Origin of the sequence: Edaphobacter bradus (genome assembly GCF_025685645.1) — a bacterium.
Taxonomy (GTDB): domain Bacteria; phylum Acidobacteriota; class Terriglobia; order Terriglobales; family Acidobacteriaceae; genus Edaphobacter; species Edaphobacter bradus.
Window position 1 is genome coordinate 1,312,113 of sequence record NZ_JAGSYF010000001.1, and the last position, 25,821, is coordinate 1,337,933.

General features: G+C 59.6%; 22 protein-coding genes. 16 read left to right on the plus strand and 6 right to left on the minus strand.

Annotated features, from left to right (window positions below; all coding sequences use genetic code 11):
* Nucleotides 1-149: 149 nt before the first annotated feature.
* Entirely contained in the window at nucleotides 150-1,640 is a 1,491-nt protein-coding gene (gene gltX, locus OHL16_RS05535) for a glutamate--tRNA ligase (protein ID WP_263366067.1), read from the plus strand.
* Nucleotides 1,641-1,730: 90 nt separating this feature from the next.
* Here gltX and OHL16_RS05540 read toward each other — a convergent pair whose 3' ends face one another.
* Nucleotides 1,731-2,414 carry a hypothetical protein gene (locus OHL16_RS05540; RefSeq protein WP_263366068.1) on the minus strand — a complete coding sequence of 228 codons (684 nt, stop codon included), beginning with the start codon at nucleotides 2,412-2,414 and terminating at the stop codon, nucleotides 1,731-1,733.
* A gap of 258 nt (nucleotides 2,415-2,672) precedes the next feature.
* On the opposite strand from OHL16_RS05540, the gene OHL16_RS05545 reads away from it, so the two are divergent.
* From OHL16_RS05545 to OHL16_RS05560, 4 genes are all read left to right on the plus strand, one after another.
* Entirely contained in the window at nucleotides 2,673-2,987 is a 315-nt protein-coding gene (locus OHL16_RS05545; RefSeq protein WP_263366240.1) for a DUF3050 domain-containing protein, read from the plus strand.
* Between the two features lie 124 nt (nucleotides 2,988-3,111).
* Nucleotides 3,112-3,339, plus strand: a complete 228-nt coding sequence (locus tag OHL16_RS05550) for a hypothetical protein (protein WP_263366069.1) — start codon at nucleotides 3,112-3,114, stop codon at nucleotides 3,337-3,339.
* Between the two features lie 207 nt (nucleotides 3,340-3,546).
* Complete coding sequence (locus OHL16_RS05555) at nucleotides 3,547-3,747, plus strand: cold-shock protein (protein WP_263366070.1); 201 nt, start codon at nucleotides 3,547-3,549, stop codon at nucleotides 3,745-3,747.
* A gap of 528 nt (nucleotides 3,748-4,275) precedes the next feature.
* On the plus strand, nucleotides 4,276-5,505 hold the full coding sequence (locus tag OHL16_RS05560) for a carboxypeptidase-like regulatory domain-containing protein (RefSeq protein WP_263366071.1): 1,230 nt from the start codon (nucleotides 4,276-4,278) through the stop codon (nucleotides 5,503-5,505).
* 405 nt (nucleotides 5,506-5,910) lie between these two features.
* Here OHL16_RS05560 and pgi read toward each other — a convergent pair whose 3' ends face one another.
* Nucleotides 5,911-7,548, minus strand: a complete 1,638-nt coding sequence (gene pgi / locus OHL16_RS05565; protein WP_263366072.1) for a glucose-6-phosphate isomerase — start codon at nucleotides 7,546-7,548, stop codon at nucleotides 5,911-5,913.
* A gap of 132 nt (nucleotides 7,549-7,680) precedes the next feature.
* Here pgi and OHL16_RS05570 point away from each other — a divergent pair, with 132 nt between their 5' ends.
* Both OHL16_RS05570 and OHL16_RS05575 read left to right on the plus strand, forming a co-directional pair.
* The gene (locus tag OHL16_RS05570) at nucleotides 7,681-8,547 is read left to right on the plus strand and encodes an IclR family transcriptional regulator domain-containing protein (RefSeq protein ID WP_263366073.1); all 867 of its coding nucleotides are present in this window, start codon (nucleotides 7,681-7,683) and stop codon (nucleotides 8,545-8,547) included.
* Nucleotides 8,548-8,854: 307 nt separating this feature from the next.
* Nucleotides 8,855-10,150 carry an ArnT family glycosyltransferase gene (locus tag OHL16_RS05575; protein WP_263366074.1) on the plus strand — a complete coding sequence of 432 codons (1,296 nt, stop codon included), beginning with the start codon at nucleotides 8,855-8,857 and terminating at the stop codon, nucleotides 10,148-10,150.
* A gap of 7 nt (nucleotides 10,151-10,157) precedes the next feature.
* Here OHL16_RS05575 and OHL16_RS05580 read toward each other — a convergent pair whose 3' ends face one another.
* The gene (locus OHL16_RS05580) at nucleotides 10,158-11,078 is read right to left on the minus strand and encodes a type I phosphomannose isomerase catalytic subunit (protein WP_263366075.1); all 921 of its coding nucleotides are present in this window, start codon (nucleotides 11,076-11,078) and stop codon (nucleotides 10,158-10,160) included.
* A complete protein-coding gene (locus OHL16_RS05585; RefSeq protein WP_263366076.1) occupies nucleotides 11,065-13,887 on the minus strand; it encodes a bifunctional YncE family protein/alkaline phosphatase family protein in 2,823 nt (940 codons plus the stop codon). Before OHL16_RS05585 ends, OHL16_RS05580 begins: the two co-directional genes overlap by 14 nt.
* 133 nt (nucleotides 13,888-14,020) lie before the next feature.
* Here OHL16_RS05585 and OHL16_RS05590 point away from each other — a divergent pair, with 133 nt between their 5' ends.
* Nucleotides 14,021-15,013 carry an acyl-CoA desaturase gene (locus tag OHL16_RS05590; protein ID WP_263366077.1) on the plus strand — a complete coding sequence of 331 codons (993 nt, stop codon included), beginning with the start codon at nucleotides 14,021-14,023 and terminating at the stop codon, nucleotides 15,011-15,013.
* A 219-nt stretch (nucleotides 15,014-15,232) separates the two neighbouring features.
* A complete protein-coding gene (locus OHL16_RS05595; protein ID WP_263366078.1) occupies nucleotides 15,233-15,496 on the plus strand; it encodes a DUF3011 domain-containing protein in 264 nt (87 codons plus the stop codon).
* Nucleotides 15,497-15,559: 63 nt separating this feature from the next.
* Here OHL16_RS05595 and OHL16_RS05600 read toward each other — a convergent pair whose 3' ends face one another.
* Nucleotides 15,560-15,985 carry an NIPSNAP family protein gene (locus tag OHL16_RS05600; RefSeq protein ID WP_263366079.1) on the minus strand — a complete coding sequence of 142 codons (426 nt, stop codon included), beginning with the start codon at nucleotides 15,983-15,985 and terminating at the stop codon, nucleotides 15,560-15,562.
* A gap of 88 nt (nucleotides 15,986-16,073) precedes the next feature.
* Between OHL16_RS05600 and OHL16_RS05605 the strand changes: the two genes are divergently transcribed.
* The 7 genes from OHL16_RS05605 to OHL16_RS05635 all read left to right on the plus strand — a co-directional run bounded on the left by OHL16_RS05605 (nucleotide 16,074) and on the right by OHL16_RS05635 (nucleotide 24,507).
* Nucleotides 16,074-17,015: a sensor histidine kinase gene (locus OHL16_RS05605; RefSeq protein ID WP_263366080.1), complete on the plus strand. Its 942-nt coding sequence runs from the start codon at nucleotides 16,074-16,076 to the stop codon at nucleotides 17,013-17,015.
* Nucleotides 17,016-17,028: 13 nt separating this feature from the next.
* A complete protein-coding gene (locus OHL16_RS05610) occupies nucleotides 17,029-17,769 on the plus strand; it encodes a response regulator transcription factor (RefSeq protein ID WP_263366081.1) in 741 nt (246 codons plus the stop codon).
* 106 nt (nucleotides 17,770-17,875) lie between these two features.
* Nucleotides 17,876-18,406, plus strand: a complete 531-nt coding sequence (locus OHL16_RS05615) for a GNAT family N-acetyltransferase (RefSeq protein ID WP_263366082.1) — start codon at nucleotides 17,876-17,878, stop codon at nucleotides 18,404-18,406.
* 131 nt (nucleotides 18,407-18,537) lie between these two features.
* Nucleotides 18,538-19,524 (plus strand): carbohydrate kinase family protein, encoded by a 987-nt coding sequence (locus tag OHL16_RS05620; protein ID WP_263366084.1) that lies wholly within the window; start codon nucleotides 18,538-18,540, stop codon nucleotides 19,522-19,524.
* 64 nt (nucleotides 19,525-19,588) lie between these two features.
* A complete protein-coding gene (lptF, locus tag OHL16_RS05625) occupies nucleotides 19,589-21,961 on the plus strand; it encodes an LPS export ABC transporter permease LptF (protein WP_263366085.1) in 2,373 nt (790 codons plus the stop codon).
* 83 nt (nucleotides 21,962-22,044) lie between these two features.
* Nucleotides 22,045-22,665, plus strand: coding sequence for an FKBP-type peptidyl-prolyl cis-trans isomerase (locus OHL16_RS05630; RefSeq protein ID WP_263366087.1), 621 nt, complete (start codon nucleotides 22,045-22,047; stop codon nucleotides 22,663-22,665).
* 36 nt (nucleotides 22,666-22,701) lie between these two features.
* The gene (locus OHL16_RS05635; protein ID WP_263366241.1) at nucleotides 22,702-24,507 is read left to right on the plus strand and encodes an ABC transporter ATP-binding protein; all 1,806 of its coding nucleotides are present in this window, start codon (nucleotides 22,702-22,704) and stop codon (nucleotides 24,505-24,507) included.
* A 119-nt stretch (nucleotides 24,508-24,626) separates the two neighbouring features.
* Here the strand turns inward: OHL16_RS05635 and OHL16_RS05640 are convergent, their stop codons facing one another.
* A complete protein-coding gene (locus OHL16_RS05640; RefSeq protein ID WP_263366088.1) occupies nucleotides 24,627-25,427 on the minus strand; it encodes a hypothetical protein in 801 nt (266 codons plus the stop codon).
* Nucleotides 25,428-25,821 lie beyond the last annotated feature (394 nt).

Genomic DNA, 25,821 nt, shown 5'->3' on the forward strand with positions numbered 1-25,821 from the left:
CGCGCAGCGCGGAGTGGAGGAATCCGCTTTTGCTTTTAATCCGCGTAAATCCGCGGTCGCCCCTCACCGCATCGTTGTCTTCTAGTCCCTACTCTCTATTCCCTATTCCCTGTCTCCCCCTCTGCTAGCATTAAGGTTTGGCCCACACAATGACTAGCACCAGCACAGAAGCCCCCATCCGCGTCCGCATCGCCCCTTCTCCCACCGGAGACCCTCACGTCGGCACCGCCTACATCGGCCTGCTCAACTACATCTACGCCCGCCAGCGCGACGGCAAATTCGTCCTCCGCATCGAGGACACCGACCGCACCCGCTTCGTCTCCACCTCCGAGCAGATGATCTTCGACTCCCTCCGCTGGCTCGGCCTCAACTGGGACGAGGGCCCCGACGTCGGTGGACCCTTCGGCCCCTACCGCCAGTCCGAACGCACCGAGATCTACCGCGCGCACGCTGAGATCCTCCTCGCGAACGCCACCGCATACCGCTGCTTCTGCACCCCCGAAGAGCTCGAGGCCACACGCAAGCAGCAGCTAGCCGCCAAGCTCCCCCCGCGCTACCCCGGAACCTGCCGCCACCTCACACCGGATCAAATCGCTGCAAACCAGGCCGCACACAAGCCCTACACCATCCGCCTCGCCGTCCCGCCGCACAAAGGCGACCTCACCGCCTCCACCACCTTCCGCGATGAGCTACGCGGCAACATCACTTTCGAGCACGGCAACGTCGACGACCAGGTCCTCCTCAAGTCCGACGGCTACCCCACCTACCACCTCGCCAACGTCGTCGACGACCACCTCATGCAGATCACCGACGTCATCCGCGCCGAGGAGTGGATCTCCTCCACGCCCAAGCACGTCCTCCTCTACAAGGCCTTCGGCTGGCAGGCCCCGCGGTTCTGGCACATGCCGCTGCTGCGCAACATCGACAAGTCAAAGATCTCCAAGCGCAAAAACCCCGTCTCGCTCATCTACTACCGAGAGAGTGGCTACCTCCCCCCCGCCATCATCAACTTCCTCGGCCTCATGGGCGGCGGCATGCCAGCCGACATCAACGCTGGAACCGAAAAGTTCACCCTCCCCGAGATGGTCGAGCACTTCGTCTTCACCAACATCCGTGTCGGCGGCCCAGTCTTCGACCTCACCAAGCTCAAGTGGCTCAACGGCGAGTACCTCCGCGCCCTCTCCCCCGAGCAGTTCTTCACCGAAGTCCGCACCCGCGTCTTCGGCGACGACTACCTCCGCAACATCTCCGCCCTCATGCAGACCCGCATCGAGACCCTCGGCCAGTTCGGCGACCTCACCAACTTCTTCTTCTCCGACGGCGTCCTGCCTCCGCCCGAGGTCTTCCTCCCCAGGAAACGCACACTCGAAGAGACCCTCGCCTTCGCCCAAAATCAGCTCGCCGTCCTCGAAGCCACCGACTGGACCCACGAAGCCCTCGAGCCCGCGCTCAAGAAACTAGGCGAAGAAGAGTCCTGGTCCGTCAAAGAAAACTTCATGCTCCTCCGAGCCATCATCACCGGCAGCACCATGTCGCCACCGCTGCTCGAAAGCATGATCGTCTTCGGCAAAGCCCGCTCGCTCGACCGAGTCCGCCGCTTCCTGGACGCACAGAAGAAGCAGGGCAGCACCAAAAAGTAATCGCTACCTTCTCTGTGAGGCTGTCAGCAAATCAGAGGTGGTAGTGGCTCAATTTTGAAATTGGGCATACTTGACATTGGCAACGCATCTTTAATCTTGGTCGTGTCGCTCTTGTCTACCTGCGCCCACTGCGTATCCGGCAAAGTAGCCGCTGGGCGGTGGTGCTGTTGCACTCAGTTGGCCTGTGATCGTCGATCTGAACGCCTGCCCCTTTTGTGCGAGTCTGAAGCTCACGCCATTTATAGTGGACGTACTCGTTGACGAAACTACATTTTCGAACACGGCTGTAAACGTACCATCAACTGTATCCACTATGACCTGCTGATGCAGCGTGGCGATCAGAACGGGGATGCCAGCCCGGAAAGTATCGGGATTGTTGAAGTTCGCGGGAGCACTGTTGAGATAAATCGTCGTAGTTCCGTTCCGATCTATGATCCGCAGTGGTCCATTACTGATCGATTCTTGGGTTGTCGCCTCGTTGAAAAACGTGAGCAGTGCTGTTGTTTCGTTGTGCGGAGTCCCGCTGAACAGATTGTCGATTCCTCGGACTAGAGTGAGATACCCATACTGATTCGAGGAGCCAAGCTGGGCAGATGGCGTGGGCGGATTGTTTGTTACCTCTCCGGTGAATTCAAACGCGATCTGATCCCCAACAAAGTTGATTTGTACATGGTCTTCATCGCTCGCTCTGGCCAAGCGTCCGAAAACTACCCAACTTAGGAGCAATGCGATAGTGGCGAGACCACCAACGGAAAGAGTTCTTTTAACTTGCATGGCTTCTCCTTTCCCGTCGAGAGGGAGACATAAAAATGTAGGCATCTTCCCCGTCGTGCGGCAAAGCATACCAAATCCGAACGCCACTGCGCTAACTACGGATCGCACGTTATCCTCCGCCGCCCACGTCTCCCCGTCATAACTGCTCTTCGCCCATGCGTTAAGTCCATCACACCCATCCCGTCCACAACAGGTGCGTTGCTCGGACGCTTACCGAAGACGCCACGAGATAGGTCGCAGACACTGCATTGACCTAAGATCTCCACCGGCGCCCCACACAGAATCGCTGCGGCGTTCACCTTCGGACGCGAAGACCTCATCCCGGATATGTTCTCCGAGTTTGTTCGCGGGATTAATGTACAACTCCCCGGCCGCATCGCGCCATTCCGCTACTACCTCGAGCGCCATATCGAGCTGGACGGCCACGAACACGGCCCCAGGGCGATGCAAATGATGCGTATGCTCTGCCCAACCCCGCTCCACTGGTCCGAGGCCGCCGAAACAGCTTTGGCTGCGCTCATTGCCCGACTGGCCCTCTGGGACGGCATCCAGTCAAGAATTCTCGCTCTTTGACCCTCGCCTTCGCGCGGCTTGCGTGCCTTCGCCGTCACCTCTTGCCGTTGTGCGTTCACTTGTTTGTCATCCAGCAGCGATTCGCGTTGTAGAATCCCGCACAAAGCCTCATTGGGGGAGACTCGTGAATAAAGCTGTCCTTTATCTGCTCCTTATCCTCATCGGTTTGTCGCCTTCCACTCCAGCGGTCGCCCATGCCGACACAAATTCCGCGCGGCAGGCGCCGCAGCATAGCTCGGTCAAGGCAAGCAAAGCCTACATGAAGGACCAGAAGAAACAACTGAAAAAGTCCCAGAAGCAGCAAGCCCAGGCGATCAAAAAGTGGAGAAAGCAACACGGTGTAACCCACTGATCGCAAGCTTCGCCATTGCCACGGCCTAGCCACCCACTATTACAAAACCCATACAGACAAACACCGTAATTTCCACAGAAGCTGATAGACTGGTATCTGATCGTCGAATCCGATCTGGTGTTCTTGCTTGTTCTGCTCTTGCTGTACTCGCAATCAATTCCAAATTTGAGTTCAGCGGTACATTTTGCAGTTATCAAGGAACAAGTCATGGAACAAGGAATCGTAAAGTGGTTTAACGACGCAAAGGGCTTCGGTTTTCTGAGCCGCCCCAACGGCGAGGACGTCTTCGTGCATCACACCGCCATCCAGAGCAACGGCTTCCGTTCGCTCCAGGAAGGCCAGAGCGTCCAGTTCAACGTCGTCAAAGGCCCTAAGGGCTGGCAGGCCGAGAACGTTCAGCCCCTCTAATTCAAAACATTCAGAGGAAACAGAAAAGCCCCGGCCAAAAGCCGGGGCTTTTCCTTTACTGTCCCGTCCTTCTCTTACCAGGGTCGTCTTGCGGGTTGATGTAGTTGAACTGCACCGGTGACATGCCGTGGACCTGCACGATGGTCTCACCATCCGCCATAGCATAGTGATGCATGTCCGGATCCCACAGAAAATTTGTCAAGCCCCCAAACCCGTCTGCACGGCGAGTTGCTGTTATCGTGGGGGAACACATGGCCAATATACTCGCGATTGCCGGTCCCAACTCAAAGTACAAATTGCCAAATGCCACACCCGCCGGTTTCTGGGCTGGATTGTGGCACGGCATCATTGCGCCATTTATGTTTTGGGTCAGTTTGCTCAGCCCAAACGTTCGTGTATACGAGACCAGCAACAAGGGAAGACGATATGACTTCGGTTTTCTCCTTGGCGTAGGCGCCTGGGCATCACATCATGAGGTTCGCTATATCGTTCAAAATCCCCCGAGCTGAGGCGTGGATTGCAAATCACTTGGTCTTCCTCCTGGACCCGGCCGACACACCACACTCGAAGCCGCCATTTTCACCAAATCAGCGATATGGCAAGATTGTCGGCGTGAACCCTCGCGCTCGCTTCCCTCTTCTAGCTGGCTTCACTCTCGCGGTCCTGAGCCTGAACGCTCAGGATAAGAAACCAGCTCCGGCCGATCAGCAGCCGCAAACCGGCGCGATCACAGGCCGCGTCCTTTGCGCCGACACAAGGAGTCCGGCGCGCCTTGCCACGGTCCTCACGATTCCCATCCCAGTATTCGATACCGCCGGTAACGCGACCCTACCCAAAGTCAAAGGCAACGATACCGCGAGGACTAATCTCGAGGGGGATTACACATTGCCCAGGATCGAAACCGGCGATTACTTCGTCCTTGCCGAAATGCCAGGCTATCTATCGCCTGCCGCCCAGTTTCGCATGACTGATTTGAAGAATCTGACACCAGACTCAATCAAGAAGCTGGCACAACTGTTGCCGTCAGTCCACGTCGAGCCAGGCAAGAAAGCTCACGCAGATGTCGTCATTGAACGAGGCGCATCCATCTCAGGCAAGGTCATCTATGACGACGGTACCCCAGCAGTCGGGGTTTACGTGCGTATCGATCTGGCACACGATGTGCCCCCGCAGGAATACCGGCCTATCCAAGGCCTCGCAGTCAACTCGGCGCCAATGACGGACGATTATGGCCACTACCGAATCAGTGGACTGCCTGGTGCGGAATACGTAATTGAAGCCTCTACGGGTAGCGTCGAACCGAGCGGCAATCCATTAGCGGATCCAGATCTCGATCTAAGCCCGGATAGAGTTTACGTAATAATGTTGGATACGACTTATGCGGAGAAGACGCTACACAAGAAGAACGCAAAAATCTTCAAACTAGCGCCAGGCGAAGACGTCAGCGATGCCGACATCGAAATTCCTCTGCAGGGCCTCTATTCCATCTCAGGAACAGTCGCCGCCCTGGGGAATCAGCCGCCTGTTTTCTTCGGCATTGTGTCGCTTCAGGACCTCGATGACAAGGCCTTCACCCGGGAGGCAATAATTCACTCTGACGGTAGCTTTCAGTTTCCTTATCTACCGCCCGGCAAATATAAGCTGAAGACCGCCAGCCTCTCTGACCAGTCTCCGATCCTGCGGGCAGGACAAGAACGCAAGGCAGACTACCCCTATGGGAAGGCAAACACGACGTCGAAGTCATTGACGCAGACCTGACCGGCATAACACTCAATATCCCCGAAACCGCTGCACCGGCGACCGAAGGAACCCAAAAGCCTGCAGCATCATCACAAAGCAATTGAAGAAACAGGATCCTGCCGAAAAACTTGACAGGGATTTCCACTGAAGATCCTGTCAAGCCCCCTAACCACCTAACCCGCACAAAACAAGCATGATCGCCGTGGCAGAGTAGTTCTCCCAACTCGCTATAATAGAAGAAGGCAGAAAAAGAAAAGCCCCGGTCATGAGCCGGGGCTTCCCTATTTAACCTGTAACCCTTTTAGAAAGAATATTTTGCGCCTAAGCCATTTTGATGCAATATCTTACATCGCAAGTCCGAGGCTAAACCAAATGAAATGAATACTTTGCACAAAAACAAGGGGAGTGGGATACCCCCCTCAACTACTTGTTCTTCCGGTACCTCCGGATCAGGCCGTTCGTCGAGCTGTCATGCGCGAGCTTCGGCTCGTCCTTGCTCGCCAGCTCCGGGACGATCTTCTGGGCCAACACCTTGCCCAGCTCGACGCCCCACTGGTCGAACGAGTCGATGTTCCAGATTGCCCCCTGGGTAAACACCGAGTGCTCGTACAGCGCAACCAGCTTGCCCAGCATCGTGGGAGACAGCTTGTCGGCCAGAATCGTATTCGAAGGACGATTGCCCTCGAACACGCGATGCGGAACCAGCCAGTCTGCCGTGCCCTCGGCCTTCACCTGCTCCGCCGTCTTCCCGAAGGCCAGCGCCTCGGCCTGCGCGAAGACGTTCGCCATCAGCAGGTCGTGGTGATTGCCCAGCGGGTTCAGTGTCTTGTAGAACCCGATGAAGTCGCAGGGAATCAGTCGCGTCCCCTGGTGAATGAGTTGGTAGAACGAGTGCTGTCCATTCGTTCCCGGCTCGCCCCAGTAAATCGGTCCCGTCTCGTAGTTGACCTTCGATCCATCAAGCGTCACATGCTTGCCGTTCGACTCCATCGTCAACTGCTGCAGGTACGCCGGAAACCGCTTCAGATACTGCTCATACGGCAGAATCGCCACCGTCTGCGCATCGAAGAAGTCCGTGTACCAAACCGTCAGCAGCCCAAGCAGCACCGGCAGATTCTTCTCGAAAGGAGTTGTGCGGAAGTGAACGTCCATCTCGTGAAATCCCGCCAGCATCGCGCGGAAGTTCTCCGGCCCGATCGCGATCATCGTCGACAACCCAATCGCCGAGTCCATCGAGTAGCGTCCGCCAACCCAGTCCCAGAACCCGAACATGTTCTCCGTGTCGATCCCGAACCTCGCAACCTCCTTCGCATTCGTCGAGATCGCCACAAAATGTTTCGCGACCGCCTTCTCGTCGCCCAGCTTCGCCAGTGCCCAGTCGCGCGCCGTATGAGCGTTCGTCATCGTCTCGAGCGTCGTGAAAGTCTTCGAAGCCACCAGGAACAGCGTCTCCTCAGCGTTCAGGTCCTGCACCGCCTCGGCAAAGTCCGTGCCATCGACGTTCGACACAAACCGGAACGTCAGATCGCGCTGGCTGTAGTGCTTCAGCGCCTCATACGCCATCACCGGCCCAAGGTCCGAGCCGCCAATCCCAATGTTCACTACATTGCGAATCCGCTTGCCCGTGTGGCCCTTCCATTCGCCGCTGCGAACTCGATTCGCAAATCCCGACATCTTGTCGAGGACCGCATGCACTTCCGGAACGACATCGGAGCCGTCCACGACAATCGACTCACCCTTCGGCGCGCGCAACGCAACATGCAGAACCGCACGATTCTCCGTGATGTTGATCTTGTCGCCGCGAAACATCGCCTCGATCTTCTCGCGCAGCCCCGACTGCTCGGCCAACTGCATCAACAGCTTCAGCGTCTCGTCCGTAATCCGATTCTTCGAGTAATCAAGAAAGATTCCTGCCGCCTCGGCGGTAAAGCGTTCGCCGCGACCCGAATCCGCTGCGAACAACTCGCGCAGATGCTTCCCGCGAATCTGCTGCGAATGAGATTGAAGGGCCTTCCACGCGGAACGGTCGACGAGAGGTGCAAGCTGTGTCGCGGTTTGCATACGCTTTGGTTCTCCTTATCCTTGGTACTGAAATGTAGTTTAGAACCTTGCGGCGAGCCGTGTCGTGCGTTTATCGTAAAGACAGTCCGGCTATCGCCCTGCGATCGCGAACCGCCGGCAGGAAGGGACCCCATGAGCCTCACGCCTCGCCGTCCGCTGCCCCAAACCCCTCCTCCAGCCGCAGTTCCTGCGACTCCGCCCGCTCACAAGCCTACGCCCGCGGCCTCGCTCGACGCGTTTGTTGGCGATCCGAACTTCATGACCTCGCTCGCGCGCGGGCTCATTGTCATCCAGGCCTTCACTCAGCAGAACCCGCAGATGACCATCTCGCAGCTCAGCGTCCGCACCGGCCTCTCGCGCGCCGCCGTCCGCCGCTGTCTCTACACCCTCACCAAACTCGGTTTCGCCGGCGCCGAAGACGGCTCGCGCTACTCGCTGCGCCCGCGCATGCTCGCCCTCTCCCACACCTACACTGCGTCGAACACGCTCTCGTCGGCGGCGCAGCCCATTCTCGAGCGCATGTCGGCCGCGCTTCGTGAGTCCTTCTCAGTCGCGACGCTCGACGGCGAGGACATCGTCTACGTCGCCCGCACAACCGTCTCCCGCGTCATGGCCGTCGACCTCCACATCGGCAGCCGCCTGCCCGCCTACTGCACCAGTATGGGACGCATCCTGCTCGCCTACCTTCCCACTGAGCAGCTCGAGCAGTACCTCGCCCACGTCGTCCTGACCCCGCACACTCCCCGCACCGTCACCTCGGTCGAAAAGCTCCGTCTCATCCTCCGCAACATACGCCGCAACGGCTACGCCCTCTGCGACCAGGAGTATGAGATCGGCCTGCGATCGCTCGCCGTCCCTGTCTTCGCCCCCAACGGCCGTGCCGTCGCTACCGTGAACCTCAGCGGCAGCGCGCCACGCCTATCCAGCCTCGAGATGCAGACTCGCTTCCTGTCTCATCTGCGAAACGCAGCCAACGAGATCGCTGTCTTCCTTCGTTGAGGTCGGATATTGGTTGCAATTGTGCGAATTCTCACCGCACGACAACTCCCTTCACTCACCCGTGTTTAGGTGATTGAAAAGAAATATTTAATATTTCGTGAACCGTATAAGGCGATCACTCGCGATTCCTCGTCAGTTCGTGTTGCGCAAACAGTAGCTGTTATGTCCGTCCGTTCCAAGAGAATCGCTGGGACGTAAACAATCACCTCATCGCATTTCAGAGCCTACTATTCCTACTTACTCTTCAGTTGTTGACCTCGACGCCTCGAAGGAAGCCTCCAGCCCAGTCAGCAGCCATTACACCAAGGTGCGCTCTCAAGCAGCGACCCTTGGAGTCATGGTCTTCTCCGCACTGGCAATTCGCTTGCTAGTGACCGCCTTCGTCTTTCGGTCCGTAGCCGCTCCAACAATCGACCACAATGAATTCGGATGGGAGATGGGCTGGACTGCGCGCAGTCTCGTACTCGGTCACGGCTTCGCTTCGCCCTTCTTTCCATCGACAGGCCCAACTGCGCTCGTACCACCCCTTTATCCCTATCTCCTGGCTCTCGTCTTCCGGCTCTTTGGCCTCTACACGGCCAAATCCGCTCTCATCATTCTCTCGCTCAACAGCGTCTTCTCCGCGCTCACGTGCCTGCCCATCTACTTCATCGCAAAACACACCCTCGGCCAGCGGGCAGCGCAGCTTGCGGGGTGGGCATGGGTCCTCTATCCCTTCGCGATCTACTTCTCGGCAGGCATGGTCTGGGACTACGCCCTCACTGCCTTGCTCTTCTGCACCTGCTTCTGGGCAGCGCAGCGGCTACATCTCCATCCGCGGCTCATTACATGGGCCGCCTTCGGCGCACTCTTCGGCGTTACGGCGCTCTCCAATCCGTCCGTCGTGGTGACATTTCCCTTCCTTCTCTTGATTGCGGTCCTCAAGGTCAGGCAGGTTGACGGCCGCTGGCTCCGCAACGGGCTCGTCACGCTTCTCACATTTGCTGCAGTCCTCGCTCCGTGGACGATCCGCAACTACCGCACGATGCACGCCGTCTTCCCCGTTCGCAATGGCTTCTGGCTGGAGTTCTGGGCGGGCAACAACGGTGACACCTCCGAGTCCAATCCAGCCTGGGCGCACCCGGCGAGCAATTCCGTCGAGATGCAGAAATATCAGGCCTCCGGCGAGATCGCCTACTTTGCGGAGAAGCGCACCCTCGCGCTCAACTTCGTCAAACACCACCCACTCTTCTTCGCGGAAGTCTCGGCTCGCCGCGCCCTCCGCTTTTGGACCGGCTTCTGGAGCTTCAACCGCGCCTACCTTCGCCGTGAGCCCTTCGACGTCCCCAATCTCTTCTTCTGCACAGGACTTACCCTGTTGATGCTTCGTGGCGTTGGGCGATGGTGGCGCGCCGACCGGGTCACCACGCTTCGCTACCTCATCCTGCTTGGGGTCTTTCCGCTGACGTACTACCTCACTCACAGTTCCATGGATTACCGCCAGCCGATTGAACCGGAGATCGTCATCCTGGTCACCGTTGGGCTCTTCGGTCTCGACGAGGCCTCCCAGACACCAGAAGAGTCTTCGGAGGCCTTGAGCAAGGATGAGATGGCGAGAGTCTGAGGCGCCCTTACGGAGCCACGCATCTCACAAACGACGCGTCGCTCTCGGCCTCCACAATCACCTCACCGTGCTCGGGCGGAATCACCACGGCCTGGCCGGGAACAAGCTCCGCCTCATCTCCTGGCGTGATCACCGCGACCTTGCCCTTCAGTCCCACAAAGCATCCACGTCCTGCAATCGAAACGCGACGTTCCTCCATCTTCCCCATATCGAACCGGTCCACGATGAAGTACTTCTGCTCTATCAGCCGGGTGAACCCATCCATCGCTCGTGGTGCGACCTTACCCGCGGTGGTCTTTGTCTTGATGACCTTCAGTCCCTGCTCCAGGTGGAGTTCGCGCGGACGTCCGTAGTCGTAGAGCCTGTATGTGATATCGCTGGTCTGCTGCGTCTCAAGCAGAACCACGCCGGGCCCGATCGCATGCACAGTTCCCGCGTCCACAAACAGCATGTCCCCCACCGAAACGGGAACCCATTGCAATAGATCTTCCATCGTTCCGGCTGCGATTGAGCCCTCCACGTCCTTCGTCGTCACGCCGTCCTTCAGGCCCAGAGCGACCGCAGCTCCCTTCTCGGCCTCGAGCACATACCAGCACTCCGTCTTTCCACGGGCCTCACCCGCAGCCTGTGCCTGCGCATCATCGGGATGCACCTGTACCGAAAGCTTCTCGTTCGGGAACAGCAGCTTCACCAGCAGAGGAAATTCGCCGCCCAACTCCTTCGCCAGTGAAGCGAGCGTGCGGCCTTCCAAGTCTCCGGTCTCCACGATGCATTGCGGCCCGGTAAGCCAGGCCTCGCCCACCAACTCCGTCGTGCCTGTCTCCTCATACCACGGCCGCAGGTCCCGTCTTCCCCAGACTCTCTCACTGAACCACGGCTTCAGGCGAAACGGCGCTACTACTCCCAACTCCTCGCTAGTCATCATCATCCTTCTTTGCCTTCTTCCTCTTTTCAAACAACGTTGAGGGCACGGGCTTATCGCCCATTGCATCCTTCCACAGGATAACGTTCAGCTTCTGTGCATCGGCCCTGTCGGCGTGGCGAAAGTCCATCCGGCTCGACTCCTTCGCCCCTGGCGCGGTCTTCGCGTTTGCCGTATAGATCAGTCCATTGTCGCGGTTCGTGTAGTTCGCCGTATATGGGGCCTGATCTCCCGGCCCGGTAAACAGCGTCCCGATCATCGAGCTGAACGCATCGTTGTTGTTCATCGGCGGCAGCCCCAACAGCGTCTCCATGGTCCGGACCACGCTCACCGTCGAATAAAACCGGCTGTCGACGAACGCCCCTCCATCTGCCCCTTGTGGCGAATACTTGCTGACCACCAGCGCCAGGCTGCGATGCGCATCCACATGGTCGGCGCCATTCTGCGCGTCGTCTTCCAGGATGAAGAATGCCGTGTCGTCCCAGTACGGCGAGTGCGAAACAGCATCCACCGCACGCCCAATTGCCAGATCGTTGTCCGCAATGGACGACTTCGGCGTCGGGCCGCCTGGTGTGGTTCCCGCCGTATGATCGTTCCCGAGACGTAGCATCACGAAGTTCGGCATCGTGTCCCTGCCAGCCTCACGATCGACGACCCACTGTTTGAAGTGGCGAAGAAAGACCTCCGCGCGTATCTGGTCCGGAACAAGTAGATTGAAGTCCGGTTGCTCAGGAGCAAAATGCCCCACAAGCTCAGGCTTTGTCGCGATGTTCTTCGCCAGCAGCGGAATCGCCCACGGCCACTTGTTCACGCCGCCGCCCCACTCCGCCGGAATCTCTTCTCCCGGCTGAATCGATGGATGCGGGCAATGCAGCCCCTCCAGCAGCGGTCCCTCCTGCGAGCTCCCGCTCTTCTTTACATCGCAGAAGGTCGACGAGATGTACTCGCCGAAGTGGTAGTACGTCTTACCGTGCCGCGCGAGGTTGCCCCAAAGGTATCCGCTCGCCGGCTCGTTCACGTCGGGAATCTTCTGCAGCAAGGGATACCCCTCAGCGACAACACCCTCGAAGTCATACGTGCGCTGGCCGCCCCGGTAGTTCAGCGGCCACGTCTTTTCGAGATAATCGGTCCCAATCCCGGCAGTCGACCACACGTGCCCATCGCCCGACACCTCGCCTGAGTCGTAAAAGTTATCCAGCACTCCAAACTGAAGCGCCAGCGCGTGCTCATTCGGCGTAGTCTCCTCGCCATACATCGTCAAACTCTGATCGCCATTGCCGACCGGTTTGCCATTCTGCTTCAAATCGCCAAAGACCTGATCGTAGGTCCGGTTCTCCTTGATGATGTAGATCACATGTCTGATGCGGCTCTTGCTGCCACTCGCAAACTGGATCTTCTCCTCCGCCGCCTTCATCCGGTTCGACTCCACCACCTCAGCCGTCCACCGTGGCAACTCCTGCTCCATCGCCTTTACATCCAACGCCGCCAGCGAACCAGAGAGCAGCGTCCCGATGTAGGTCGAAGGATTCACCATCTGTCCTCGCTCTTTCTGCCAGTCCGCCTGCCGCTGAGCGAAATTGTTCGGACCCGTACCTTTGCCCTTGGCTGTCGCCACATAGAGCTTGCCTCCCGCAAAACTCATGGACATAGGCATCCACTCCGTCGGCATGAATCCGATTGGTTCCACCATCCCCTGCTTGGCCGCCTTTGCCGTCAGCTTCGCGGTGTTCATCACAGCGATCGCATCCGAGATTGCATTCGCCACATAGAGCCGGGTTCCATCCGGAGACAAAGCCAGAGCCTCAGGCTCCGCGCCGAAGTAGGTCTGGTGGGGCAGCCGCGTATCGAGGTACCCCTTCACGGCGAACTTCCTCGCTCCAACATTGACCGCAGCCACCGCGTCCCGATTCGCGAGCGCAACATACATCGTGCGTCCGTCGTGCGACATCTCCAGCGCACAGGGATGCGTCCCCGCAGCCGTCGCGCTCTCAGGCTTCAGAAGCGCCAGCTTCCGCCCCACCGTGCCCTTTTTCAAATCCAACTCAACCACTTCCGAGGCATTCCAAAGCGCCACAAACGCCCTCGTCTCGTCCTTCGAGACGCTCAGTGCCACTGGGTAGGTCGAAGGCACAGCATCGTTCTCCGCAAGATCGAACCGCTTCTCAATCGCCCCCGTAGCCGCATCCATCAGCAGAACATCGTCGGAAAGATTGTCTGCCACCAGAAGCTTCTCCGCGCCGGCTGCCCCCAGGACTGCAATCGCCGCCGGATAAGGCACTCCCTGATCACCCTCAACTCCTCCCAGCAGCATCGTCTTCCGACCCGGAGCAAGCTGTTGCAGCGGAATCTTCAGCATCCGCTCAGGAGTGATCTTCCCGTCGCTGAACCCATACACAATCACGCCGCTTCCCGCGTCGCCCTCGCCCTGACCGAGCGGATCCACCAGCGATGCCATGCTGGCGTAGACATGTCTGCCATCCCTGCTGAACGCCAGTCCGGAGTACAGCGTCTGCTTCGCCGTCCTGGTGGGTGTCCTGTCGTCGGGAAAATCGGCGATCGTCCCCGTCTGTGTATCCATCACGGCCAGCGACTGCATGTACTTCGACTCAAACGTCCCATACCCCGCGTTCACCGTCACAACATAGCGACCATCGGGAGACACCGCCATCGACATAGGCAGATTGTTCAGCCGCTGCGGACTCCCCGGAACCGGCCGCACAATCTGTTTGCTCGTTGGAAGATCAATCGACTGAGAGAACGCTCCCACCGACACGCCCACGACCATGAACCCAAACCATCCGCGCATCATGTCCATCGTTCCACACTATCAACTCATAGTCTTACGTAGCATTACAAAAGTCTTACATCCATCGTTCGCAGCCCCTGTTAGCTTTCAATCAGACACATCGCGAAAGCACCGCGAAGAAATAGGAACCAAGAAGAGACACATGAGCCCCTCCCTTATCTCCCCCGAAGAAGTTACCTCCGCTCCAGAGAGCGCCGCGCAACCCTCCCTCTCAGTCGCCGCCCGAACCGCAAAGAAGGTCCGCGAAGACCTCCGCATGGGCCGCCAGTATCAGGAGGGCCGTATCAACTGGATCACAGCCATCGCCATGGCGCTCTTCCACGTCGGAGCGATCGCCGCTTTGTTCTTCTTCTCGTGGACGAACCTCGCCGTCGCGGTCGTCATGTACTTCTTCGCCATCAATGTCGGCATCGGCATGTGCTACCACCGCCTGCTTACGCACCGCGGCTATAGGACTCCCAGGTGGGTCGAGTACTTCCTCACCATCTGCGGAACGATGGCGCTTGAGGGCGGGCCCATCTTCTGGGTCGCCACCCACCGCGTTCATCACCAGAACTCTGACCAGGAAGGCGACCCCCACACCCCGCACGACGGAACCTGGTGGGCGCACGCCGGCTGGATTCTCTCCGGCCGCTCGCTCCACTCCGAGACCGCCCTCCTTGGCCGCTACGCCCCCGACCTCACCCGCGACCCCGTCCACGTCTGGCTCTCCAAGTACCACTGGCTGCCCCTCACCATCGCCGGCTTCCTGCAGCTTGGCCTGGGAGCCGCGCTTGCCTCGCCCGGCCATCGGATTGTCGGCGCTCTCGGCATGGTTCTCTGGGGAACCTTCCTACGCGTCTCCCTCGGCCTCCACGCCACCTGGCTCGTCAACTCGGCCACGCATCTCTGGGGCAAGCGCCGCTTCGAGACCCGCGACGACTCTCGCAATAGCTGGTGGGTCGCCCTCCTTACCGGCGGCGAAGGCTGGCACAACAACCACCATGCCCACCCCGTCAGCGCGCGCCATGGCCTCGCCTGGTACGAGTTCGACGTCAACTACTACGGAATCTGGCTACTCTCTAAGCTCGGCCTCGCCGAAAAGGTCCAGATCGCCAAGTTCGATCCGGCAAACCCCAAACCTGCCGGCCATTAACTCGCAAACACGCGAAATACCCAAGGGCGCAGAGCCAGACTCTGCGCCCTTCGTCTTTTCGCTTCTCCCTGTTCTTCAAAGGTTTGGAAACCCTCTCCTTCGAAACCCGCATCCCACCCGACAGACTTTACCTACAGAGCTATCCCCTTCGACCGAAGAGAGATCTCCGCACCGGGCCACGCAATCCGGACTACAAAACTTCGTAGCGACAGGGGCAAAATGACATCCCCATCGAGACTCCTCCTGCTCACAATTCTCTGTTTCACCCTCGACTCGTCACGCGCCTCCGCCGGCCAAACCATCACCTGCTCCTCAGACAACGGCGGCCGCAACTACTGCAACAGCTACGGAGCGAACCCGCAGAACATCGCCCTCAGCCGCCAGCTCAACGGCACCGCCTGCGTCCGGGGCCAGACCTGGGGCGTTGACCAGCGCGGCCTCTGGGTCGACCGTGGCTGCCGGGCCGAGTTCCGCTTGAGATGACGCTGTAAAGGTCAAAGGCCGTGCAGGGGTGACGCCCTCCACGGCCTGTCCTGCATGGTCTGACTACAAAACCGCCGAGAAATCCGTCAGCGACATGAAGGTGGATTCGTGCTTCTCGACCAGCGCGCCATTGGCCTCTGTCTCGGCCTTTAGCTTCACCCACTCCGGGTCGTCCCTGAAGTGCTTCCAGTTCTCGTCTGCGATCGCTCTGCTCTTGTGTCGCAGCATGTAGATCAACGTGTGGCCCTTCAACGGATCATCCGTCGCAGTCCAGAACGCGACGCAATGCATTCCATTCCGTTCGAAGATCGCTCTCTCCGGCCCCCGGAAGCGCGCCAGCAGTGGCTCGAGCTTGCCCTCGGCCGCGTGATACACCCGCAGCTCATACACCGTCTCCTTATCCACGCTCTGAGCCACAAGCTCAGCTCCGCCCGCAAACGGCACGACTGCTGCCGCTCCCATCACCTGCAGTAAGGCTCTTCTATCCATGCAAACATCCTAACCCCTGCAGTGCTCCGGGCAACGAACGGAAGGCCTGCCCGCATTGCCCTGCCTCTATACTTCTTCAGAGAGAGCCATGAACATCAACCGCCGCCGCGGAGCCATCGCCTTCTTCATCACCCTGGGCGCCATCCTCGTCGGCCTCGCTGTCACCCTCAACGTCGGCTGGGTCGTGCTCAACGAGCGCACGGTCGCGCTCGCCGTGCTCGGCATCATCCTCTTCTCTGTTCTTATCGCCGGCGTTGTGCTCAACACCGTCTTCCTCGTCCGCGAGGTACGCCGCAACGAACGCCAGGACTCCTTCCTCAACGCCGTTACTCACGAGCTCAAGACTCCCATCGCGTCGATGAGGCTTTACCTTGAAACCCTGCAGCGCCGCCCCCTCGACGACGCCCAGCGCCAGCAGTTCTACAAGATCATGCTCGCGGACTCCGACCGTCTCCTCGCCACCGTCGAACAGGTCCTCAAGGCCGGCGAGCTTGGCCAGCGGCACCGCCAGCAGAACCGCACCCTCATCGACCTCGAACCCCTCGTCGCCGACTGCATTGCCGTCTCCCTCCAGCGTCACCACCTGCCTTCCGACGCTATCCAGCTCGACCCTGTCCCCGGAGCCGTCCGCCTCCGCGTCCTCGGCATTACCGAAGACCTCCGCACCGCCGTCCTCAACCTCCTCGACAACGCCGTCAAGTACTCCCCCGAGGGAGTCCATGTCCGCTGCTCGCTCGCCATCACCCACTACACATGGGTGACGCTCCGCATCACCGATACCGGCATCGGCCTGCCGTCCAACCAGTTCAAACGCATCTTCAAACGCTTTTACCGCGCCCCCGGCCGAGCCATGCTCAGGATCAAAGGCACCGGCCTCGGCCTCTTCCTAGTCCGCAACATCGCCCGCCAGCACGGCGGCGACGCCACCGCCTCAAGCCCGGGGCTCAACAAGGGCACGACGATCACACTCACGCTGCCTCTGGCCAACCCGACGACGCAAACCGCTGCCGTCGCGACCACAACCGCCTGAGTATCCTATCCTCATGGCAGAGACGCCTCTCATCGTTGTTGTCGAAGACGAAGACCACCTCGCGCAGGGCCTTCTTTTCAACCTCCAGGCCGAGGGCTACCGCACTCACCTCGAATCCGACGGCGACGCCGCGCTGGCCTACCTTCTGGGAACAACAGACCCCATCGCCGCTATCGTCCTCGACTGCATGCTCCCCGGAGCCGACGGCTTCACCATCGTCCGCGCACTCCGCGAAGCGCAGCGCTTCACCCCGGTGCTCATGCTGACCGCGCGTTCGCGCCCCGAGGATGTCCTCGAAGGCCTCGAGTCCGGCGCCGATGACTATCTCCCCAAGCCATTCGACCTAAGCATTCTCCTTGTCCGCATCAAATCCCTGCTCCGCCGCACTGCCTGGCAGCGGGCGCAGACATCCGGCACAGCCACTCCATCGGAGCCCACCGAGCCAACTGCGGAGTACGCTTTCAACCACCGCACCATCCGCTTCGACCAACTCGAACTGATCGCTCCCAACCGCACAACGCATCTCACCGTAATGGAGGCCGACCTCCTCCGCTACCTCACCGACCGTGAGGGCGAAATCATTCCCCGAAAGGCCATCCTCGAAGAGGTCTGGCAGCTCCACGAAGACACCGACACCCGCGCCATCGACAACTTCATCGTCCGTCTGCGCCGCTACATCGAGGACGACCCCGCCCATCCCCAGCACCTCATCACCGTCCGCGGCATTGGCTACCGCTTCGTAGCCAACCCCTAAAACATCTAAAATAGAAAATGAGCCGGTGTTAGGCCCCAGACGATCGTCACAGGAAACAGCCGACTGTCTGCCAAACCCTTCGTGCAACCAAGTCAGGAAAATGAGCTTGCTCCAAACAGAGAAGTCGGCCGCCGTCGCTGGACTGCGGCCAGCCACGACAGAGGACGCCGGCCAGTTGGTGACTTTCATCAACCGCGCCTTCGCGCCCGACAACTACTTCAAGCGCACCGAGCGTACCGATCCCTCGCAGGTCGCAGAGTACCTCCGCAAGGGCGTCTTCTTCCTCCTCGAAGATGCTGGTGAGTTGTACGGTCTGGTCTACACCGAACTGCGCGAGAATGGCCGCGGTTATATCGGAATGATTGCGACCGACCCTGACCGTCAGCGCGGCGGAATCGGAACGCGGCTACTGCAGATTGGCGAAGAGTTCTGCCGCGACCACGGCTCTCGCGTCATAGAGATCTCCGTCATCAATCTCCGGCCAGACCTCGTCGCATGGTATCAGCCGAAGGGATATCGAGTCGTCGGCGAAGCTCCCTATGTCCGCCCCGAGATCCTTATTCTTCCCTGTCACTTCATCCTCATGGAAAAAGATCTGGCCCCGACTCCCACCGCCGACGCAGACAACTCGAACTAGCGCACCTTCGTCACGGTCCGCGGCATCGGCTACCGCTTCATAGCCAACCCGGAGCAAGCCTGAACCTTGGCCCGCGTGGGCTGCCACCACCTCGACCGACCGCGCCATTTACAATTCCTATAAGTGAAAATATGACGAATGCGTCGAAGGTTGACCTCGTCGGCGTTGGACTGAATGCCACCGACACCGTTATCCCGCTCTCCCATTACCCCGCTCTCGGCTCCAAGGTTGAGTACACCTCCCAAAGTGTTCTGGCCGGCGGACAGGTAGCAAGCACCGTTGTCGCCTGTCAGCTCTGGGGGATGCGCACTCGCTACGTCGGAAAGCTTGGCGATGACGACGCGGCGAAGCTTCATCACGATGAGTTTGACCGCGCCGGAGTGGAGGCTCGGATCATCACGGTTCCCGGCGCCCCAAGCCCTCAATCTCTCATCCTTGTCGACGGAAACGGCGAGCGCACCGTCCTCGGCCGGCACGACGAGCGGCTTACCCTGCTGCCCTCTGAGCTCCATCGCGAATGGATCGTCAACGCGCGGGCGCTTCACGTGGATGGCTTCGATACCGATGCGGCCACGCTTGCGGCCCGCTGGGCGCGTGATGCAGGCGTGCCCGTCATCGCCGATCTCGACGAAATCTACCCCGGCGTCGAGGATCTCCTCGAAAACATCGACTACCTGATCGTGAGCCGTGACTTTCCCTGCCGGCTCATGTCTGAGCACGATCTTGAGAAGGCCGTCACCAGGATGCACAACCGCTTCCACTGCCGCCTCACGGCCGCGACCCTCGGCCCTGACGGCGTCCTCGCCTTTGACGGCAACCGGCTTTACCACACTCCTGCCTATCGCGTTCCTGTCGTCGATACCACCGGCGCTGGAGACATCTTCCACGCAGGGTTCATCTACGGTCTTCTCCAGGACTGGTCTCTCGACCGCCAACTCGACTTCGCCTGCGCCGCCGCCGCCCTCAACTGTATGTCCGTCGGGGCCCGCGGAGGCATTCAGACAGTCGAAGCGATTGAAAGCCTTGTGGCGACCGGCTCCCGGTACAACCCTCAGTACACACCCTCACGCAGCGTCAAGCGGCTTGGCGAACCGCACCCTGTTGACGCGATCCGTTGACCAACAGGTTCTGAGGAGTTGCCCCTCTCCTACGCGATAGACTCATTCCAGGCACCTGTTCCGCATGCGCATCCTCACCCGCTACATCCTCCGCGAGGTCATCTCTCACGCACTGCTTGGCGGAGCCCTCTTTACTTTCGTGCTCTTCATGCGCGACCTCGGGCATATCCTCGAGCTCGTCGTCCGCGACTCCGCCTCGCTCACTGACGTCCTGCGCATCTTCGCCTACCTTCTTCCCAACTTCCTCATCGTCACCATCCCCATGGCCGTGCTGGTGGGCATCCTGCTCGGTCTCTCGCGCCTCGCGGCCGACTCCGAGATCACCGCTATGCGCGCCTCCGGAATGGGAGCGCTCGACTTCGTCCGCATCGTCTCCATCGTCTCAGCTGTCGCCGTCGGCCTCGGACTCTTCAACTCGCTTTATCTCGCGCCGCGCTCCGCCGCGGCCACTCTCGCGCTCGAAGCCTCTCTCAGCTCCTCGCAGGCCTCCTTCGAGGTTCAGCCCCGTGTCTTCTACGAAGACTTCCGCAACTACGTCCTCTACATTCAGGACGTCCGTCCTGCCTCCGGCGCCGCGCTCTGGCGACATGTCTTCCTCGCCGACATCACCCAGCCCGCCAACCCCAACATCACCACCGCTGACGAGGCCGTCGTCGTCGGCAACGACGCCCAGACTATCCGTCTCCACCTCCTCAACGGCGGACAGCACCAGACTGCACCCAACGACCCCAACCAGTACAACATCTCCACCTTCCTATCCACCGACCTGCCCATCGCCACCGGATCGCAGGAGGATCCTCGCCTCGGCCGCTCCGACACCCCCATCCTCGCACTTCCTCTCACCGAGCTCTGGCGCCTTCGCAACTCCTCCAGCGATCTGCCCGGCCAGCCCGCGCGCATCTACCGCATCGAGTTCAATAAGCGCTTCTCCTATCCCTTCGCCTGCCTCGTGCTCATGCTCGTCGGCGTGCCGCTCGGCATCTCCTCCAAACGCGGAGGCAAGTCTACCGGCTTCGTCCTCACCATCGTTCTCGTCTTCATCTACTACTTCCTCTCGTCGCTCGGAGTCGCCTTCGCCAAGACCGGCAAGCTCTCACCCTTTCTCGGGGTCTGGGGAGCAAACCTTATCTTCGCCGCATTCGGAGCCATCCTGCTCTACCAGATGTCTCGCGGAGGCATCGCCCTTGGCCTCTTCTCTTCCCTCGGTGCCTCGCTCGATAAGCTTCTCGCCCGCTTCACGCGCGGCCGCCAGCTCGCCGCAGCCGGCAACGGCAACCTCGACATCGCCACCATCCTTCGTCGCTTCCGCAGCACCTTCCGCGTTCAGTTCCCCTTGTTGCTCGACGACTACGTCATGCGCGAGTACGCCACCAACTTCGCGCTTGTCGTCTTCTCCTTCTCCACTCTTTTCATCATCTTTACCTTCTTCGAGCTCATCGGTGACATCATCCGCAACCGCACGCCGCTCGTCACCGTAGGCGACTACCTCATCAACCTCATCCCCTATATCCTCTACAACGTCACACCGCTCTGCGCACTCGTGGCCGTGCTCGTCACCTTCGGCACGCTCTCGCGCAGCTCTGAGATCACGGCCATGAAGGCCACGGGCATCAGCCTCTACCGCATCGTCTCGCCCATACTTATCACCACGCTTCTCATCTCCATCGGGCTGTTCGCATTTGATGAGTTCTACCTCCCCGCCGCCAACCGCCGCCAGGAGGCCCTCCGCTACACCATCAAGGCTAAGCCCGCCCGCACGTTCCTCCGCCCCGACCGACAGTGGATCTCCGGTCAGGGCGGCCCCTCCGGCACGCCGATGCGCATCTTCTACTACCAGTTCTACGATCCCAACAAAGAGGTCTTCGCCAACCTCACCGTCTTCGAGTTCGATCCCGCAACCTTCACCCTCCACCGCCGCATCTTTGCTGCCTCTGCCCACTGGAACGAGCACATCAACCGCTGGGCCTTCGAGAACGGATGGGAGCGCACCTTCTCCGGCGACACCATCGCCTCCTACCAGCCCTTCACCCTTACTACCTTTCCCGAGATCCGCGAGCAGCCCGGCTACTTCGTTAAAGAGGACCGCCCCTCGCAGGAGATGAGCTACAACGAGCTCTCGAGCTACATCGCCGACCTCAAGCAATCCGGCTTCGACACCAAGCGCCTCAGCGTGCAGCTCAACCGCAAGCTTGCCTACCCGCTCATCACGCTCGTGATGGCGATCCTCGCCATTCCCTTCTCGCTGTCGATGGGCAAACGCGGCTCACTCGCCGGCATCGCCACCGCCATCGGCCTCGCCATCGCCTACTGGGTCATCGACGGACTCTTTCAGGCCATGGGAAACGTCAACACCCTGCCTGCCATCCTCGCCGCCTGGACCCCCGACCTCCTCTTCGGCATCGCGGGAACTTATCTCCTCCTTCGCAGCTCAACTTAATGTCTGCCTTTGCTATTGCTTTCTTGCACCAGGATCACAAGCCCGAAGCACAGCAAGTCCCCCCGAGCTAAACTAAGACCACGATGAAGCTACCGCTCTCTCTCGCTCTTCTGGCGACTCTCTCCACTGCAGCCACAGCCCAGACTTCCACTGCCACCACCAGAAAGCCCGCAACCACACATCACACAATGACGAAGCCAGCAGCCAAGACTGTCGCCAACCCCGCCGACAACCCGCCCAACGTCCCCAAGGTCGAAGGCACGCCGAAAAACCTCTACGCTCTCCGCTACATCGACATCACCGTCGGCTCCGGCCCACTCGCCGAGTCCCGCCGCTACTACACCGTCCACTACACCGGCTGGCTCACCGACGGCACCAAGTTCGACTCCTCCAGCGACCATCCCGGAGCCAAGCCCATTGTCTTTCCGTACGGCGCACGTCAGGTGATCCCCGGCTGGGACACAGGCTTTGCAGGCATGCACGTCGGAGGCAAGCGCCGCCTCTTCGTCCCCTACCAGTTGGCCTACGGCGAGAGCGGCCGTCCGCCCGTCATTCCTGCCAAGGCCGACCTCATCTTCGACGTCGAGCTGGTCAGCCAGTCCGAGACGGACCCTCGCCTCGCCCCCGAGACCCCGGCGCCCACGGAGACCAAGCCATCCACAACCGACACCGACACCAAAACTCCGCACCCTGACACCCACTAAACTCATCCCATCCTCAGGCGGGTTAGGCAGAACATGATGCTGGAAAAGCTCAGACCACTCAACCCCTACCTCAGGCGATACTGGAAGTCCCTCGCCTGGGGTGGCGTTGCTGACGTTATGTACAACGTCATCAAGGTCCTTGTGCCCATCATCATCGGCCACGCCATCGATGACATGAGGCACAGTCTCACCGAGCAGAAGGTACTCTTCCACGCCCTCCGTCTTCTCACTGCCGCAGCAGCCTCCGGCGTCTTTCTCTACATCACCCGCCAGGTCATCATCGGAACCTCCCGCGAGATCGAGTTCGACCTCCGCAACGACCTCTTCACTAACCTCGAGCGCCAGTCGCCCAGCTTCTACCACACCCATCGCACCGGCGACATCATGGCGCGCACGACCAACGACCTGAATGCAGTGCGCCAGCTCCTCGGCCCCGCCATCATGTACAGCGCGAACACCATCGTCTTCATGGCTGCAGCGCTGCCCTTCATGTACCGCATCAGCCCCAAGCTGACTTTCTTCGCCTTCGTCCCGCTCCCCGCCGTCTCCGTGCTCGTGCAGTACTTCGGCAACCGCATCCATCGCCGATTCGAGCGCATCCAGGCGATGTTCTCCGACATATCCGCCAAGGCCCAGGAGAACTTCTCCGGCGCCCGCCTCATCCGCGCCTTCGCGCAAGAGGAGGCCGAGATCGCCTCCTTCGAAAAGGCCAACCGTGAGTACATCGGCCGCAGCCTCCACCTCGTCCGACTCATGGCCATGCTGTGGCCCACGCTCGAGTTCATGCTCGGCCTCTCGCTGATGATCACACTCCTGGTCGGAGGACGCGAGGTCGTCGCCCACCACATCACTGTCGGCCAGTTCACCAGCTTCAACGTCTACATGGTGCAGCTCACCTGGCCGCTCATCGCCGTCGGCTGGGTCGTCAACCTCTTCCAGCGCGGAACCGCCTCCATCGTCCGTATTGACGAACTTCTTAAACAGAAACCCGCCATCGCCGACGACCCCGCCCTGCTGCGAACTGGCAGCCCTTCTCCTATGCTGTCATTCCGCAGCGCAGCGGAGGAATCTGCTTCTCTTCAGAAACCGCTGAGCGGCGAAATCGAGCTCCGCAACCTAAGCTTCGCTTACCCGAGCGGCCCCACCGTCCTCCACGACATCAACCTCACCATCCCCGCGGGCTCTTCGCTCGCCATCGTCGGCCCTACCGGCTCCGGCAAGTCCACTCTTGTCTCGCTCATCCCCCGCCTCCAGGACGCCGCACCCGGCTCCGTCCTCATCGACGGTGAACCTATCCGCAGCTTCCCCCTCGCAGACCTGCGTCACAGCATAGGCTTCGTCCCGCAGGAAACCTTCCTCTTCTCCGACAGCATTCGCCATAACATCGCCTTCGGAACTCCCGACGCCACCGATGATCAGATCGAAGAAGCCGCCGCCATCGCCCACATCCACACCGAGATCCTCGACTTCCCCCGCGGCTTCGAAACCCTCGTCGGAGAGCGCGGCGTCACTCTCTCCGGCGGCCAGAAACAGCGCACCTCCATCGCCCGCGCCGTCATCCGCAACCCGCGCATCCTCATCCTGGACGATGCCCTCGCCTCGGTCGACACCTACACCGAGGAGCGCATCCTCAGCGGTCTGAGCAAGGTCATGCAGGGTCGCACGACCATCTTCATCTCCCACCGCATCTCCACCGCCCGCAACGCCGACCAGATCGTCGTCCTCGTCAACGGCCGCATCGCCGAGTTGGGAACCCACGAAGAACTCCTCGCCCGCAATGGCTACTACACCAGCCTTTTCGAAAAGCAGCGCCTCGAAGAAGAGCTCTCCGTCGCCACCTGATTCATCTTTAGGTTGTCATTCTGAGCGAAGCGAAGAATCCCCTCATTTCGCCGGGAGCGCCACACATAAACGGGCGCCCCATCCATCGCGCAACGATGGATGGGAAAGAAAATAAGGGGTTAGTGACCTGACAATCCGATGTCACATTCATCTGGACAAAGATTCTTGATTGTATATCCTTCTGGTATCAAAAAGAGCTGAGGATCTGGTTCAGCAGGTTGGAATTCCGTGATTTCCCACGTTGACGACTTCCCGGGCTCGTCAAAAGAGTTGAACAGTGTGATCCCTAAGGCAGTAGAGTACCACCGCTCCTGCGTAACTCGAATAAGTCCATTAGTAGTAGTAGCTGGGATCGTGCCGGTGGCATGTATCCCCTCAGTGTCTATGCCGAGAATCGTTTTCGTTCCCAACTTCTGAACCCTCAATCCCCATGTTGCACCGACTGCCTTGCACGCGTCTGCGTTGGGCACCCACGGCGCGCTATTCCATTCCTTCCGTAGGGCTACCCACTTAGAAAAATGGAAAAGCAAGGCTGGATTTAAGTTTTCCATCCACTCGACTCCAATATATTTCTGCGGATCAAGCACCGTAAACTCAACATGTGCAAGTTTGTTGGTGAGACCGACCCAACCATGGGTCTCGATGTATACCTTGCCGCTTGAATCTCGAGCTTCTTTTCCAGTAATCACTTTTGTAACGCTGGCGCCATCTGCACTCCTGGTAAAGACGCGCGTTTCCTTCCATGACGCAATAAACGGCGCGCCAGTGCGCATTAAGAACCAATTCGCTTCGACCGCGACGCATGGTGTGAGAATAGAAGTATCTTCCTTTGACAGTGCTTGATAAGCAAGTAAGGGATGGAGCGGCATGAAAGTTATACATACGAGTAGAGCCATATGAGCAATTCCGCGCATCTTCATCCGAGCCTCCACGGTGCCTCCTCAAAGAATCGCTGGCAGCCCACTGCTAGATGAGATCGGTGCTTTGGTCACCATCAATATACCGTTGTCCCCTTTTTTGAGCTGCTCCCAATTGATTGTCCGGTTGGATGTACGAAATCATCCCTTACCTTCTGTTCTTGTTTCGCTGTCCTTATGGTGTGTCCCGGCACGTCGATCTCTTGTCAAGCCCCAAAAGAGATAAACCGCACAAAACAAATGAGATGGCCATGGCAGAGCAATTCATTCCATTTGATATACTTAATACATAGATAGAAAAAGCAAAGAAGCCCCGGTCACCAGCCGGGGCTTTCCTTTGCGCCAATAGTCGACCAGGAACTAAGTAACGAGAAATGAATACCTTGCCAATCAAGCA